Genomic DNA, 15,013 nt, shown 5'->3' on the forward strand with positions numbered 1-15,013 from the left:
GTTTATTTGTCTTTATATTTCTTTTCACTCACTGACTCATCTTTCGAGTGACGTTTATTCTTTTCATCCTTCACTCGTTCGTTCAATTCCTCGACAGGAATCGGGTCGACGGTTTGCATGCCGTCCTCGTCAAAAATACTCTCTTTATCCGTGTCTACCGCGTCTGGATTATCAAACGGACGTTTCGAGGTAGGTCGTTTCTTTTCCATTCAATCGCCTCCTTCCATTAGCCATTCCACTCGTAGAAATGTTGTAAACGTTTTCGATAATGGTTTTGAGATTATAAAATGGTGGAATGAAGAGTGCATAGTGAAGGAGGGGTTAGGATGGATCGGAAAGTGTTGATGGGGATTGTCTTAGGTGTTGCCGGTGCGGCGCTCGTTGCACCAAAAGTGGCGGCGCTGCTTTCGCAACGTGAGGAAGAAGATACGTGGCAGAAGATGGATGAGCGGGAAAGTGTCGATGCGGATCAGGATGAGGCGGAGCAAGGGCTCACGCAACTCGATTCGAGTCACCGTGCCGAATGGCAGGCGAACGGTTTTCCGCAGACGCATGCCGAACGTGAACGACTCGAGCAAGAGTCAACCGAACAATATAAAGGGAAAGACATATGAAAAGGCAGCCATCGCGGCTGCCTATTTACATATCAAATTCATCGTCAGGTAGAAGCGGCAGACCGACAGTGACAGTCGTTCCTTGTCCGACTTCAGAGCTGAAATGAAGAGACCCTTCATGACGCTCGATAATGTGCTTCGCAATGGCCAAACCGAGGCCGGTTCCGCCATCTTTTCGTGTCCGTGATTTATTGACACGATGGAAGCGTTCCGTCAATTTGTCTAAATCTTCTTTCGGGATGCCTCGACCTTCGTCACGTATTTCCGTAATTGCATATTCGGTTTCGGCGAACGTTTTCACATGAATCGTCTTGCCAGCGTCCGTATATCGGAGCGCGTTGTCGAGAAGATTGCCGATGACTTGTTCGAGTCGGTCATGGTCACCGAGGATGATCAAGTCGAAGTCTAAATCCGATTCGATTGTCACGCCTTTTGCCCGGGCAATCGGTTCAAGACGATAGAGAACGTCTTCAAGCACTTGCGAGTAAACGACCGGTTCTTTCGTCATCGGGTATGAGTCCCGCTCTAGCTGGGCGAGATCGAGTAAGTCCGTGACAAGGCGCTGAAGCCGGTTCGTCTCGTTCTCGATGATGTCGTAATATTGCGCCCTCGTTTTTTCGTCCAACGTTTCATCTTGAAGCATCTCGGTATAACCGCGGATGTAGGAGAGTGGCGTGCGAAGTTCGTGACTGACGTTAGCTAGAAACTCTTTACGCTGCTCTTCAACAAGTCCGAGCGATTCCGCCATCGAGTTGAGCGTGTCTGCGAGTTCACCGATTTCATCGTCGTAGACGATCGGGATGCGGTGGGAGAAATCACCTTGCGCATAGACTTGAGAGGCACGCTTCATCTGAATGAGTGGTTGGATGATCGTGTCGATGATCTGTTTACCGAATAGGAGCAAGTTCACGATCATGAGGACGAGTAAAAACGTGATCATGAGCCGAATCGGTTGGAACGGTTCACTGATTTTACTGAGCTCCATATACAAAATGAGTGCATTGTCGAGTTCATCGTCGCGGATGAGAGGAAATGCGGTCATCAAAATGTCGACGTCCTCGGTCGGATGTTTCCGGGTCACCGAGATGGCATAACCGTCCTGCAACCGTTCGAGGTCTTGCTGCCTTAAAAAAGTTTTACCGGAGCCGAGTGTGTCCTCTCGAACGGAGGAGAGGAACACTTTCGTCTCGGTCAATTCGTTCGTGTACGTCATACTATCGGCGAACGCGTCCGAGAAACCGTCGGCCTTATAGATGGTGACAAGTTTCTCACCGCGATTGATGAGCAGTTCTTCTTGCGTTTGAATATAGAACTTGTCATACAGATAAAACGTCATGATGAGAAACACGAACGCTGAGAAGAGGCTGGCTGTCCAGATGGTAATCCAAATCCGCTTCCTGATCGTGTATCGTTTCATCCGTTTGCCTCGAATTTGTAGCCAATTCCCCAGACTGTATGAATATAACCGCCCGCCTCGCCGAGTTTCAGGCGAAGCGTCTTAATGTGAGTATCGACCGTGCGAAGGTTACCATGATACTCGGTCCCCCAAATTTGATCGAGCAATTGTTCACGAGAGAATACTTTCTCGTCGTTCGTGATGAACAGATAGAGCAAATCAAACTCTTTTCGTGTCAAGTTGACGGTCTTCCCTTTCACACTGACGGTACGTCCTTCGATATCGATTGAGAGGACCCCGACATCAAACGTCGCTTCTTGTTCTTTTGAGAAGCTGTGCGTGCGACGGAGCGTCGCTTCGATTCGTGCGAGTAATTCGCGTGGGCTAAACGGTTTCGTGATGTAATCGTCTGCCCCGATTTTGAGGCCGTGAATGCGGTCGAGCTCTTCTGAGCGTGCCGTCAACAGGATGATGGGTACGTTTGAGAACTCACGGATGCGCATGCAAGCCGTCAATCCGTCGAGTTCCGGCATCATCACATCAAGTAAGACGAGATGGAACGTCTCTTCTTTCAAGCGTTCAATCGCTTCAAGGCCGTTTGAGGCGGTGACCGTCTCATACCCTTCTTTTTCTAAATTTGATACAAGTAAATCGCGCATTTGTTCTTCGTCGTCGGTCACGAGGATACGAAACATTGATTCTGACATATGCCATTCTCCTTTGCAAAACGGTTAACGGGAGTTGTGATAAATCCCTCATACTTCTATCATACCTATCTCTTCGAATTAGAACAGATTTATTCGGCTCCGACAAGTTCCCTCCATCAAATCCACACAAAAACGCCACAAAAAAGCCAATTCTTTGACAGAATTGGCTCATGCTTCGAGTTGTGCCTCGTATGGCACTTCGTATTCCGGGACGTGCAGGGCATGCAAGTACAATTGGAAGCTCGACTTGGATACCTCGTATAAAACATACTCCACGTCACCTTGGTTGATCTCCGCGAGCAGTTCAGAGCGGATCTCGTTCGCGCAAAACGCGTACGGGAGCTTCTTTGCTGCCGCAATCGATCGTTCATTCGATTTACGGATTTTTAAAAATACGCTCTCAATATCAAGCTCGAAGAACAGTTCTGAGAAGAACGCCTCTTTCGCCACTTGATTATAACCTTTGCCGTGATACGGCTTGCCAAGCCACGTGCCGAGGAATCCATAGCCGGATTCGACATCGAACAAGCTGATCGTCCCAATCGGGGTGCCATACTCGTTCGTGATGGTACGTGAGATGATATTTCCTTGCTCTTCTAGCTCGATGATTTGCTTCGTGCTAAATAAAAACTCGTCAAAATGGACCGTCTTTTGACGGACATACGGAAAGACATCTGGGTGTTGCATCAGTTCGAACAACTCCGCGCAGTCGGTGAGCTCACGAAATTTGAGCACCTTTACATTCCTCCTCCTATTTCAGACCGCTGAAGAATAGTCGTAACGAAAGCATACTTCTGGCTTCGCTGTTCGAACCGCCTTGGCTGCTTTATGAAGTTACAAGATAATTTTATATAGTATTTTTAAAAAAGCAAGTAAATTATGCGTAAAAACCCTTATGAAAAATAATGAAAATTACTCGACCTCATGATGGGTTGCAGCACGGTCCGTTTTGTACACGACTTCACCGTTCACAATGGTCATAATCGGCTTCGATAAGTAGTCGAGCGGGAAGTGACTCCAAAGCACCAAATCGGCATCTTTTCCGACTTCGAGAGAGCCGATTCGGTCGGCGACACCTAGTGATTCAGCCGGATTGATGGTGATTCCGCGTAACGCGATGTCGACAGGCAGTCCTTCACGTGCTGCAAGTCCGGCGCACAAGTTCAAATATTGGACCGGTGTGTACGGATGGTCGGTCGTGATGGAGACGATCATGCCGTGCTCATGGAGAATGCGATACGTCTCCCACGTCTTGTTCTGAAGCTCGATTTTAGATTTTCGAGTAAACGTCGGTCCGACGGTGACATGTTTCACACCGAGTTCTTGTAATTTTTCAACGACGAGATGACCTTCTGTACAATGCTCGATGCGATAGTCGAGATCGAACTCTTGGGCAAAGCGAACGACAGATAAAATGTCATCGGCGCGGTGGGCATGCACACGAATCGGCATCTCTCGGTCGAGGGCAAGTTGAATCATCTGGCTGCCGAACGTTCCGATCGTTTTGGTCGACCCGACGGTACGGAACGCTTCACGAAGCAACCCCATAATCCCCATCCGCGTCAAATCACCGGTTTTCCCCATACTATGAATCCGTTTCGGGTTTTCGCCGAGCGCCATCTTCAATCCGGCATAACGACGGACGATCATGTCGTCAATATAGCGACCGTGTGTTTTGATGACACTGGTCACACCACCGATGACGTTCATACTTCCTGGCATGACCTGAACGGCGGTTACGCCTGCCATCAGCGCTTCTTGAAATCCTTCGTCAAGCGGGTATACCCCGTCAATCGCACGAGCATGAGGCGTCATCGCTTCGACCGTTTCATTGGCGTCGTTCCCGACAGAGCCGGTTCCTTCGTCATATAATCCGAGGTGGGTGTGAGCATCGATGAAGCCGGGGAATAAAAAGTTTCCTTCGGCTTCAATGACATGCTCCCCGTCAGTCGGTTCAAGCAAATCGGACATTTCGACGATTTTCCCGTCCCGAACACGGAGGTCTCCGTAAAAATGGGGGGCAGTGATTGGGTAAATATGGGCATTTCGGATTAGTAAGTGACTCACAATTCATTCTCCTTAAGCATCTTGTAGTAGTTGTGTTAGAGCCGGTTCCAATGTTTCATAGCGGAACTCGAAACCGTGTTGAAGTGCCTTCGTCGGAACGACTTTCGCTCCTTCTAGGACGATGACGCTCTTTTCACCGAGGACGAGTTCCATCATTGGGGCAGGTGCCGGGATCCAGTGAGGACGGTGCATCACGTTCGCAATCGTCTTCCCGAACTCGTTCATCGTCACCGGTGTAGGTGCAGTACCGTTGACCGGTCCTTCGATAGAATCGGTCTCGATGACGTGCACGAACAAGCGGACGAGGTCGTCTAAATGAATCCAAGGAACCCATTGCTCTCCTGAACCAATTTTACCACCGACCCCGAATTGATAGGGGAGTTTCATTAATGGGAAGGCACCGCCATCATTCGATAAGACGACGCCGGTGCGCATCGTCACAAGACGAACGCCTAAATCACGAATGGGTTCTGCTTCCTGTTCCCAGAGGACGCAGACATTCCCGAGGAAATTAGTCCGTGTCGGTAATGGGGTTTCTTCGGAATACGTAATGGAACGATCTTCACCGTATATGCCGATGGCCGAGCCGCTAATGACGACCTGTGGCTTTTGTTTCAACTGTTGAATGATCCGGACGACTTCCTTCGTCCCTTCGATTCGACTTTGAAGGATGGCTTGTTTCTGTTTGTGTGTCCATCGCCCGTCGTTGATTGAGGCGCCGGCCAAATGAATGAACGCATCTGTTCCTTCGAGTTCCTCTTCTGGTTTACTATTCGGTGTCAACCATTCGATAAACGATACCCCGCGATGGCGGGGACGTGGATGACGTGTCAACACAACGACTTGATGTCCGGCGTCGGCCAGTGCACGAACGAGTGGTTGACCGATGAGCCCGGTTCCACCGGTGATTGCGATTTTCATGAAATTCCCTCCGATATCATGTGTTGTTTCTAAAATGGGTATAAGTCAGTATATCCAGATGAATACCCTTTCTTCTAACTTATCAAAAATCCTCTACGTTTCTTGAACGTGATATGTTAGAAACATGGAATGGAGGGGAGTCGTTGTGAAAATTGCAAAGTTCACGACCCAGAAGAAGAACCAAGACCGACTGAACGTCTTCATCGAACGGGAAGGGAAAGAGGAGTTCGCGTTCGCTATCGATGTCGATGTGTTCATCAAGTATGGGCTCACAAAAGGGATGGAGCTCGAAGACGATTTTGTGCAAGACGTCCTTGAGGCGGAAGAAATTCAGAAAGCCTATAAGTTAGCCATCAATTATTTATCGTATCGAATGCGTGCCATCTCAGAGGTACGGGACTATCTCGTGAAGAAAGAGTTAAGTGAATCCGCTATCAAACATGCCATCACACGACTGATCGAGCAGCGCTATTTGAACGATGAGGAGTTCGCGAAAGCGTATGTCCAGACGAAATTCAACACGAGTCCAAGTGGGCCGATCAAAATCAAACGCGAGCTCGAACAGCTCCGAATCCCAACGGACGTTGTTGAATCCGTATTAGAATCAATCTCACACGAAGATCTCGTCGAGAAGGCCGGAAAGTTCGTGAAAAGGAAACAACTGGAAACGAATCGTCGTTCTGCCACAGAAGTGCAACAAAGAATTCAACAAACCCTGATGCAAAGGGGGTTTACCTTTGATATTATTTCAGAGGCGATTCAAACTTTTTGGGAAGAAGAGGACGAAGATGTCGAGGTTGCGGCATGTCTGAAACAGGCTGAGAAGTTGAGTCGGAAGTTCAGCGGGTACGATGCGTTCGAGCGCAAACAGCGTATGAAGATGCAGCTTCGACGCAAAGGATTTCCGTATGATGTGATTGAACGTACGTTAGATCGACTCGCTGAAGAAGAATCGTGATGGGACATCTGTTTACGGTAGGGGAAAACACGAAAAGGTGGGTCTATATTGACGATTTTAGAATGGATTACAGCACTGACACCGATTGTGGCCGTGCTCATCTTATTGGTCATTATGCGTTTACCTGCATCGGTAGCCATGCCCTTGTCACTCGTGACGACGGCAATTTTAGCGTTTTTCGTCTGGCAATTGGATGCGACACGAATTATGGCGGCGACATTACAAGGACTCGTCATCGCCGTCACGACAGTATGGATTGTCTACGGGGCGATCGGAATGATGAATACGATGAAAGAAGGGGGCGGGATGAACGCGATTCGCTCCGGATTCGTCAACATCACACCTGACCCGCGTATTCAAGTTTTGATTGTCGGATGGTTATTCGTTTCATTTATTGAAGGCGCATCTGGATTCGGGACGCCTGCAACGGTTGCGGCACCGCTCTTGATCGCACTCGGATTTCCGCCGATTGCCGCCGTTGTCATTGCATTATCCGCAGACGTGTCGGCTGTGACATTTGGTGCGGTCGGGACACCGGCACTTATCGGGATCGGGAACGGTCTATCTTTAGATGTGAACCAGCCTGAGTCGATTGCCTTCTTGACAGAGGTCGTCTTACAGACGGTGTTGATCGATATGGTAGTCGGACTATTCATCCCGTTCATTTTAATTTTGATGTTGACGCGTTTCTTCAGTAAGGAAAAGTCGATAAAACCTGCACTCGAGGTATTTCCGATCGCGATTGTGGCGGCGCTGTTGTACAGCGTACCGGCGTACATTTGGACACTCATCCTCGGGTTTGAGTTCGGTGGCATGCTCGGTGGTTTAACCGGTCTCGTCATCCTCGTTGCTATGGCTCGTAAAGGCATTCTCATGCCGAAACGTGTCTGGACGTTTGATGGATATGTGGATGAATTAGAACCATCTACTGAGAAAGTGACGCTCAAATCAACCACGCGTGAATTACCACAGTGGAAGGCGTGGGCACCTTATCTCATTTTGACGATTTTCTTAGTTCTCACCCGTACCGTACCATTTTTAAACGAACTCTCTCGCAGTGTCCGGATCAATCTCCCGAACATCCTCGGGGTAGAAGGAGTTTCGACGTCTTGGGAACCGTTCTATTCACCAGGTTTCATGTTCATCCTGACGATTATTGCGACATTCTTCTTACACAACATGAGTTGGTCACAAGTGACATCGGTGTTTAAGGCGACGACACTTGGAGTCGTCGGAACGGCCATCACGTTAGCGGCGTCGGTTCCGATGGTCCGCATATTCATCCATTCTGAAAATGGGGGTGCCGGACTCGCTTCGATGCCGGTCGAACTCGCGACGGCAGCTGCTGACACGTTCGGCGGGGTTTGGCCGCTTGTCGCACCGTGGATTGGGGCGCTCGGCGCCTTCGTGTCAGGGTCGGCGACCTTCTCGAACATGATGTTTTCAAGTTTAACGACAAACGTTGCGGAGTCGGTTGGACTCAATGAAACGCTCGCTTTATCGATGCAGATGGCAGGGGCGAACGCAGGGAACATGATCTGTGTGCTGAACGTCGTAGCGGTCGCATCGGTTGCTGGATTACTCGGCAAGGAAGGGACCATCATCCGTTACACGCTCATGCCGATGATTTATTACGTGACGGCCACAGGGGTCATTGGTCTCATTTTAGGCATGTTTTTCTTAAACTAAATCAAGTTACAATTTTTTTACAGAATAATGTTGACAATTTTCAGAACAGTTTGCTAAGGTTTGAGTAGATTTTAAAACTATGAAACGAGAGGAGCCAGAACGATGAACAACATTGCACTCACAAACACACTCAAAACATCATATGGCTACTCATATTTAACTGCGTGACATTGGCAGCTGGATAGGGGTAGTGTCCTTTCCCTGACCATGCAAAAGACTGAAGACTACTTCAAGCGCGCTTCATTTGATTGGTTGCACAATCAGGTGGAGTGCGCTTTTTTGCGTGTTCGGATGGATTGGGCGGAAGGGGGAAATCAGTCATGAAACTGATTAAGCAATTGGATTGGTTTATTAAAAGACAGAAACGAACGTACGTGATTGCGATTATCTTATTGATCATCACAGGGGTTGTAGATATGCTGCCACCTTGGATTATCGGTCAGGCAATCGATGCGATTCGTGAAGGAAGTTTGACGACAGAGCGATTGATTCTGATTGTATCGTCGCTACTCGGCATCATGGTGTTATCGTACGTGATGTCATACTTGTGGATTGCCCGACTCTTCGGGACAGCCTTTTTACTTGAAAAGAAATTGAGAGGTCGCTTCTTTGGTCACCTTCTCAAACAAACACCGCGCTTCTATCAACAACATCGTACGGGTGACTTGATGGCACTTGCGACGAATGACTTAAAAGCGGTGGAGCGTACAGCGGGATTTGGGGTCATGACATTAGTCGACTCGTTCAACATGACGCTCATCGCCTTGACGATTATGGGCGTGTTTATCGATTGGAAGTTGACGCTCGCAGCACTCTTGCCGATGCCGATTCTCGCGTGGTCGATGAATAAACTTGGGAGTCAAATTCATACACGGTTCACGGCAGCCCAAGATTCGTTCGGCGTGATGAACGACCAAGTCGTTGAATCCATCTCCGGTCTTCGGGTCGTTCGTTCCTTCGTTCAAGAAGAGGCGGATACGAAAAAGTTTGACGACATCACGGATGACGTGATGGCGAAAAACATGCATGTCGCTAAAATCGACGTCTTGTTTGAGCCGGTCATCAAATTACTCGTCGGACTCAGTTATTTGATCGGACTCTCGTTCGGGACGTATCTCGTCTTTACGAACGACATCACGCTCGGTCAACTCGTTTCCTTCAACATTTATTTAGGGATGTTGATTTGGCCGATGTATGCCTTCGGGGAACTCATCAACGTCGTCCAACGAGGAACGGCGAGCTTGGAACGGATTGAGACGACGATGAATGAGGTACCGGACGTTTCATCAACCGGAACGGTTCACATCGATGTACCGGAGAAGATCACCTTCAAATCGCTTTCATTCCGTTATCCAAACGCGAATCGGGAGTCGTTAGAGGACATCGTCCTGCACGTCTCGCGTGGTGAGACGATTGGAATTGTCGGACCGACTGGAGCTGGGAAGACGACGTTGTTACGTCAATTGCTCCGGGAGTATCCGATTGACGATTCCCTTCTCGTGAACGGGGTGCCAATCTCGGACATTAAACTTGAAACGGTCCGTGGCTGGAGCGGCTATGTGTCACAAGAGCATCTCTTATTCTCAAAAACGGTGCGTGATAACATTCGTTTCGGAGTGGATGATGTTTCGGATGAAGCACTCGACAGAGCCATTCATCTCGCGGCGTTCGATACAGACATCGAACACTTGGAGAACGGTCTCGATACCGTCGTTGGGGAGCAAGGGGTCATGCTGTCAGGTGGACAAAAGCAACGATTGTCGATTGCACGCGCCTTACTGAAAAATCCTGAGATTCTGCTTCTTGACGATTCGCTCTCAGCAGTCGATGCGAAGACGGAATCACGCATAATCGATTCGGTCCGCACGAGCCGTGAGGCGAAGACGACCTTTATCGTGGCGCACCGTCTTTCTGCGGTGGCACATGCTGACCAAATTCTCGTCCTTCAAGATGGACGAGTTACCGAGCGCGGCACCCACGACCAACTGATGGAACGACACGGTTGGTACTATGAACAATTTATTCGACAAGGAGAGACGGAGTAATCCGGGAAAGGGGGAATCTCTCATGATCGATCAATATGAATTAGATCCGGTCCGCCGGAAGAAAACGATCCGCTCACTCGTTGGTTATGCCAAGCAAGTGAAGCGCTCCATTTTCCTCGGACTGACATTACTCTTTTTAGCGGTCGGTGCAGAACTTGCCGGGCCGTATATCGCCAAAATCATTATCGATGAGCATATCGTCGCCATCGAACGTGACTGGGTTCAAGTCGAATCCGGCGGTAGTGTTTCCTTTAATGGAGATTCGTATGAGAAAGAAACGAGACTAGATGGCCAAGAGGTGATTCAGCCGGTCTCGATCGTACAAACGACCGATGGGTACTATCTCGTACCTGAGGCGATTATGAGCGGAGGCGTCCGTGAAGTCGATGGCGACGTGCTGACGATTTCAAGAGGGGACGAAACGGCGACATATGACAATATTGTCTCGCTCTCGTCGACCGACGTGTTCCAGTTCTATCAGACGGATTTACGAGCTGTCCTTCTCTTATCGGGATTGTACGTCGTCCTGTTACTATTTGCGGCCGGATTGAACTGGGGACAACAGATGCTCCTACAACGATCGGCGCATAAAATCGTCAAAACGATGCGTCTTGACGTGATGAAGCATCTTCAAACGATTCCGGTACGCTATTTTGACCAGACACCAATCGGGAAGATTGTCAGTCGTGTCACGAATGACACAGAGACGATACGCGACCTGTATTTAGGAGTGCTCGCTCGCGTCTTCCAAAGTGTCGTCATGATGATCGGGGTACTCATTGCGATGTTCTTCCTAGACGTGCGTCTAGGGCTCGTCTCGCTCATTATCATCCCGGTCGTCATCGTCTGGATTAAGTTGTTCCAACGTTTCTCGACAAAAAATAACTTCCGTGTCCGCGCACTCGTCGCGGATATGAACGCGCAGTTGAATGAGAGCATTCAAACGATGCCAATCATTCAATCATACGTCCGCGAAAATCTCGTTTATGACGAGTTCAATGAGAAGAACAGCGACAACTTCCAAACGAGACGGAAACTGTTGAAATTGGATGCGTTGATGAGCCACAACCTCGTCAACTTCTTCCGAAACATGGCGCTCGCCTTACTCATCTGGTTTGTCGGGGCTCAAACGCTCGGTACGGGAAGTGTCCTGACACTTGGGATTCTGTACGCGTATATCGACTATGTCTCGCGGATCTTTGAGCCAGTGACACAAATCATGAACCAATTGTCACCACTCCAACAAGCGCTCGTCTCGGCCGACCGGATGTTCCAACTGCTCGACGAAAAAGGGGAACCGGTCTCATCGGAACGTCTTCCACGCTTTAAAGGGGATGTCGTCTTTGATGATGTCACGTTCAGTTATGAAGCAGGGAAACCGGTGTTGCAACAGATTGAACTACACGCCGCTCCTGGTGAAACGGTCGCACTCGTTGGACATACGGGAAGCGGGAAGAGCTCAATCATGAACTTGCTCATGCGTTTCTATGACCCATCCGCCGGAGTCCTCCGAATCGATGGCATGGACGTGACAAAACTACCGACGCAGGCGGTACGAGACCATCTCGGGATCGTCTTACAAGACCCGTTCCTATTCACTGGAACGATTCGCACGAACGTCACGCTTGGCGATGAGACGATTACGGACGAACAGGTATGGAAAGCACTCACAGCCGTCGGGGCAGACCGTTTCGTGAAGCAGCTACCGCAAGGCATCGATGAACCGGTGATTGAGCGTGGAGCTTCACTCTCGAGTGGAGAACGACAGTTGATCAGTTTCGCACGCGCCCTCGTCTTTGACCCGGCCATCCTCGTCCTCGATGAAGCGACAGCGAGCGTCGACTCGGAGACGGAGGCATTGATTCAGGATGCGCTCAAAACACTCACGTACGGTCGGACGACATTTGTCATCGCGCACCGACTTTCAACGATTCGGGAAGCGGACCAGATTCTCGTTCTCGACCACGGTCGAATCATTGAGCGAGGCAACCACCAGTCACTCATCGAGTATGGCGGTGTCTACGCACGAATGCATGAATTACAGAGTAAACAACAAGCGATCAGTTAAGGAGGTCACATGGAAATCAAGGGGAAATATAACCGCGCCAAAGTGTTCAACGAACGAATCGATGATATGACGCGGAATCAAATTGAAACATTGCTCGACCAACCGTTCACACAAGGGGCATCGATTCGGATCATGCCGGACATGCATGCGGGGAAAGGGTCGGTCGTTGGAACGACGATGACGATTCAAGACAAAGTCGTGCCAAACCTGGTCGGTGTCGATTTAGGGTGTGGGATGCTTTGTACGGAAATCAAAGCCAAGCGAATCGATTTTCAACGACTCGATGACCTCATTCGTGAACTCGTACCGAGTGGAATGAACATTCGGGAGAAGGTTCACCCATACGCATCTGAACTTCCACTAGAAGAGGTGCGAGCGCCGTATAAACTCGACCGAGCCTTGCGCTCGGTCGGGTCGCTCGGCTCGGGGAACCACTTTATTGAAGTGAACCGAGATGACTCGGGACGTACGTTTCTCGTCATTCATTCCGGTTCGCGCCATCTTGGGGTGCAGATTGCCGATCACTATCAGGAGCGAGCGATTCAACACATGATGGAAACACATGATGTAAAAGAAGAAATTGAGCGTTTGAAAGCCTTAGGTCGACAACACGAAATCTCGGCTTATCTGGAAACAGAGCGGGCGTCACGTAAACCATTTCGAGACCTGGCTTATGTGGAGGGGACGGATATGGACGATTACATGCATGACGTGCGCATCGCTCAACAATATGCGGCGGCGAACCGTCGTGCGATGACGGATGTGATTGTCGAAGCGATGAATTGGAACATCGTCGATCAATTCGACACCGTCCATAACTATATCGATCATGATGCGATGATCCTGCGAAAAGGGGCCATCTCCGCTCAAGAAGGAGAGCGAGTCATCATTCCGATGAACATGCGAGACGGTTCGCTCATCTGTACGGGGAAAGGGAATCCAGACTGGAACTTCTCGGGTCCACACGGCGCAGGTCGGATCATGTCTCGGTCGGCCGCGCGGAAACGCGTCGATTTCAAAGAATTCAAACGTTCGATGGAAGGTGTCTGGTCGACATCAGTTCGCCCATCGACAATCGATGAATCACCATTTGTGTATAAGTCGATGAAAGAAATTGTTCGTTATATCGAACCGGCCGTTCAAATCGATCAAATCATCAAGCCACTTTACAACTTCAAGGCGAACTGAGTCACGTACTCAGTCTCGTCTTTTTCTTTTTTCGTAAAATCTGATACGCTTACATCGAGGTGAACGATATGGAAAAGCGGTTAAGTGACTTATCGAAATATGAGTTAGAGCAAGAGATTCAAGCATTACATGAACGGAAACGAAAGGCTGAACAGATGGGCATGGTCAGCGAAATTGAAGTCGTCCTTCGACGGATTGCGATTGCCGAAAGCTATTTGATTGACCCATCATCGTTTCGTCCAGGTGAAACATATGTCGTCAATTACAATGACCGTCCGTTTCGCTTGAAATTCGTCAACGGCGTCATGGGCTGGGGGACGTTTGAAGGTGAGATGACAGAACGGGCCATCCCGCTCTCAGAATTGTCGGAGGTGAAACGATGAACCGGAACGAACAATATGAACGGCTCGCGGTCATTTTAAAAGAGAAGAATGACGTCTTGAACGATTCAGAAGCGGTGACGTGGGTCGAAGTGTTATGGGAAGATTTTGAGACCTCACTTGCCAAGGCGGGCGAACCGTATCCGGGAGAGGCAAAGGCTTTCCAATACGTCATTCAACAGATTGATGCATATGGGGCACAGCTCCATTTGTTCCAAACGAAAAACGAAAAGTTCAAGCATTTGATGTCTGAACGGAACTTACACTGAGTCACGTCCTTGGGGCGTGATTTTTTTATTGCAATTCGTCAACAATTCGTTATAATGAAGGTCGCTAATAGTTTGTTTTAAAGTATAGTATAGATAAACTTTCTTTAGTTGAACTCATGTTTCACTAAACACGAAGGAGGCGTTCAGTCGTTGGAAGTAGGTCAAAACATTAAGCGGCTCCGGATCAAAAAAGGATTGACCCAAGAGGAGCTGGCGGAACGTACCGATTTGAGTAAAGGCTATATTTCTCAAATCGAGCGGGATTTAAGCTCTCCCTCACTAGAAACGTTATTCGATTTATTGAATGTCCTCGGGAGTTCCCCGAAAGAGTTTTTTGATGAAGAGTTGAATCAAAAAGTGGTGTACACCGTTGACGATCGCACCATCTATACGGATGAAGAACGCAAATATCGGACAGAATGGCTCATCCCGGAATCGAATGAAAAAGAGATGGAGCCCATCCTTGTCACATTTTTCAAACATGGAGAGTTCAAACAATATGAGCCTTCGCGTTCGGAGACGCTCGTATACGTCTTGTCCGGCAAAATCGCCTTGAAATTAGGGAACCACACATATTTTGCCAAGACAGGGGAAACCCTTTATTATGTCGCTTCGGATTCGCATCAACTCGTCAACGATAACGATGGAGAGAGTGAATGTCTCATCGTCGCGACCCATTCATATTTATAAGTCAACAGAGGAGGAAACAGC

General features: G+C 49.0%; 15 protein-coding genes. 9 read left to right on the forward strand and 6 right to left on the reverse strand.

Annotated elements, in window-relative coordinates; translation table 11 throughout:
- Positions 1 to 2: 2 nt before the first annotated feature.
- On the reverse strand, positions 3 to 209 hold the full coding sequence (locus BV910_RS03565; RefSeq protein ID WP_078146374.1) for a hypothetical protein: 207 nt from the start codon (positions 207 to 209) through the stop codon (positions 3 to 5).
- A gap of 117 nt (positions 210 to 326) precedes the next feature.
- On the opposite strand from BV910_RS03565, the gene BV910_RS03570 reads away from it, so the two are divergent.
- Entirely contained in the window at positions 327 to 614 is a 288-nt protein-coding gene (locus BV910_RS03570) for a hypothetical protein (protein ID WP_015880871.1), read from the forward strand.
- A gap of 25 nt (positions 615 to 639) precedes the next feature.
- Here the strand turns inward: BV910_RS03570 and BV910_RS03575 are convergent, their stop codons facing one another.
- From BV910_RS03575 to BV910_RS03595, 5 genes are all read right to left on the reverse strand, one after another.
- A complete protein-coding gene (locus BV910_RS03575) occupies positions 640 to 2,031 on the reverse strand; it encodes a sensor histidine kinase (protein WP_078146375.1) in 1,392 nt (463 codons plus the stop codon).
- Positions 2,028 to 2,717 (reverse strand): response regulator transcription factor, encoded by a 690-nt coding sequence (locus BV910_RS03580; protein WP_078146376.1) that lies wholly within the window; start codon positions 2,715 to 2,717, stop codon positions 2,028 to 2,030. Before BV910_RS03580 ends, BV910_RS03575 begins: the two co-directional genes overlap by 4 nt.
- Before the next feature lie 168 nt (positions 2,718 to 2,885).
- Entirely contained in the window at positions 2,886 to 3,452 is a 567-nt protein-coding gene (locus BV910_RS03585) for a GNAT family N-acetyltransferase (RefSeq protein WP_078146377.1), read from the reverse strand.
- A 177-nt stretch (positions 3,453 to 3,629) separates the two neighbouring features.
- On the reverse strand, positions 3,630 to 4,784 hold the full coding sequence (locus BV910_RS03590; protein WP_078146378.1) for an amidohydrolase: 1,155 nt from the start codon (positions 4,782 to 4,784) through the stop codon (positions 3,630 to 3,632).
- Between the two features lie 12 nt (positions 4,785 to 4,796).
- Positions 4,797 to 5,705 carry a TIGR01777 family oxidoreductase gene (locus BV910_RS03595; RefSeq protein ID WP_078146379.1) on the reverse strand — a complete coding sequence of 303 codons (909 nt, stop codon included), beginning with the start codon at positions 5,703 to 5,705 and terminating at the stop codon, positions 4,797 to 4,799.
- Positions 5,706 to 5,850: 145 nt separating this feature from the next.
- Here BV910_RS03595 and recX point away from each other — a divergent pair, with 145 nt between their 5' ends.
- The 8 genes from recX to BV910_RS03635 all read left to right on the forward strand — a co-directional run bounded on the left by recX (position 5,851) and on the right by BV910_RS03635 (position 14,992).
- On the forward strand, positions 5,851 to 6,663 hold the full coding sequence (gene recX, locus BV910_RS03600) for a recombination regulator RecX (protein WP_078146380.1): 813 nt from the start codon (positions 5,851 to 5,853) through the stop codon (positions 6,661 to 6,663).
- Between the two features lie 48 nt (positions 6,664 to 6,711).
- Positions 6,712 to 8,352, forward strand: a complete 1,641-nt coding sequence (locus BV910_RS03605; RefSeq protein ID WP_078146381.1) for an L-lactate permease — start codon at positions 6,712 to 6,714, stop codon at positions 8,350 to 8,352.
- Positions 8,353 to 8,672: 320 nt separating this feature from the next.
- On the forward strand, positions 8,673 to 10,397 hold the full coding sequence (locus BV910_RS03610) for an ABC transporter ATP-binding protein (RefSeq protein ID WP_078146382.1): 1,725 nt from the start codon (positions 8,673 to 8,675) through the stop codon (positions 10,395 to 10,397).
- Positions 10,398 to 10,419: 22 nt separating this feature from the next.
- A complete protein-coding gene (locus BV910_RS03615; protein ID WP_078146383.1) occupies positions 10,420 to 12,465 on the forward strand; it encodes an ABC transporter ATP-binding protein in 2,046 nt (681 codons plus the stop codon).
- Between the two features lie 9 nt (positions 12,466 to 12,474).
- Positions 12,475 to 13,653, forward strand: coding sequence for an RtcB family protein (locus BV910_RS03620; RefSeq protein ID WP_078146384.1), 1,179 nt, complete (start codon positions 12,475 to 12,477; stop codon positions 13,651 to 13,653).
- Between the two features lie 68 nt (positions 13,654 to 13,721).
- Positions 13,722 to 14,036, forward strand: a complete 315-nt coding sequence (locus BV910_RS03625) for a YfhH family protein (RefSeq protein ID WP_015880882.1) — start codon at positions 13,722 to 13,724, stop codon at positions 14,034 to 14,036.
- Positions 14,033 to 14,302 carry a YfhJ family protein gene (locus tag BV910_RS03630; RefSeq protein WP_078146385.1) on the forward strand — a complete coding sequence of 90 codons (270 nt, stop codon included), beginning with the start codon at positions 14,033 to 14,035 and terminating at the stop codon, positions 14,300 to 14,302. The genes BV910_RS03625 and BV910_RS03630 overlap by 4 nt, the downstream gene beginning before the upstream one ends.
- Before the next feature lie 150 nt (positions 14,303 to 14,452).
- Positions 14,453 to 14,992: a helix-turn-helix domain-containing protein gene (locus BV910_RS03635; RefSeq protein ID WP_015880884.1), complete on the forward strand. Its 540-nt coding sequence runs from the start codon at positions 14,453 to 14,455 to the stop codon at positions 14,990 to 14,992.
- Positions 14,993 to 15,013: the final 21 nt, after the last annotated feature.

This window comes from Exiguobacterium sp. HVEsp1, assembly GCF_002009685.1.
GTDB lineage: Bacteria > Bacillota > Bacilli > Exiguobacteriales > Exiguobacteriaceae > Exiguobacterium > Exiguobacterium profundum.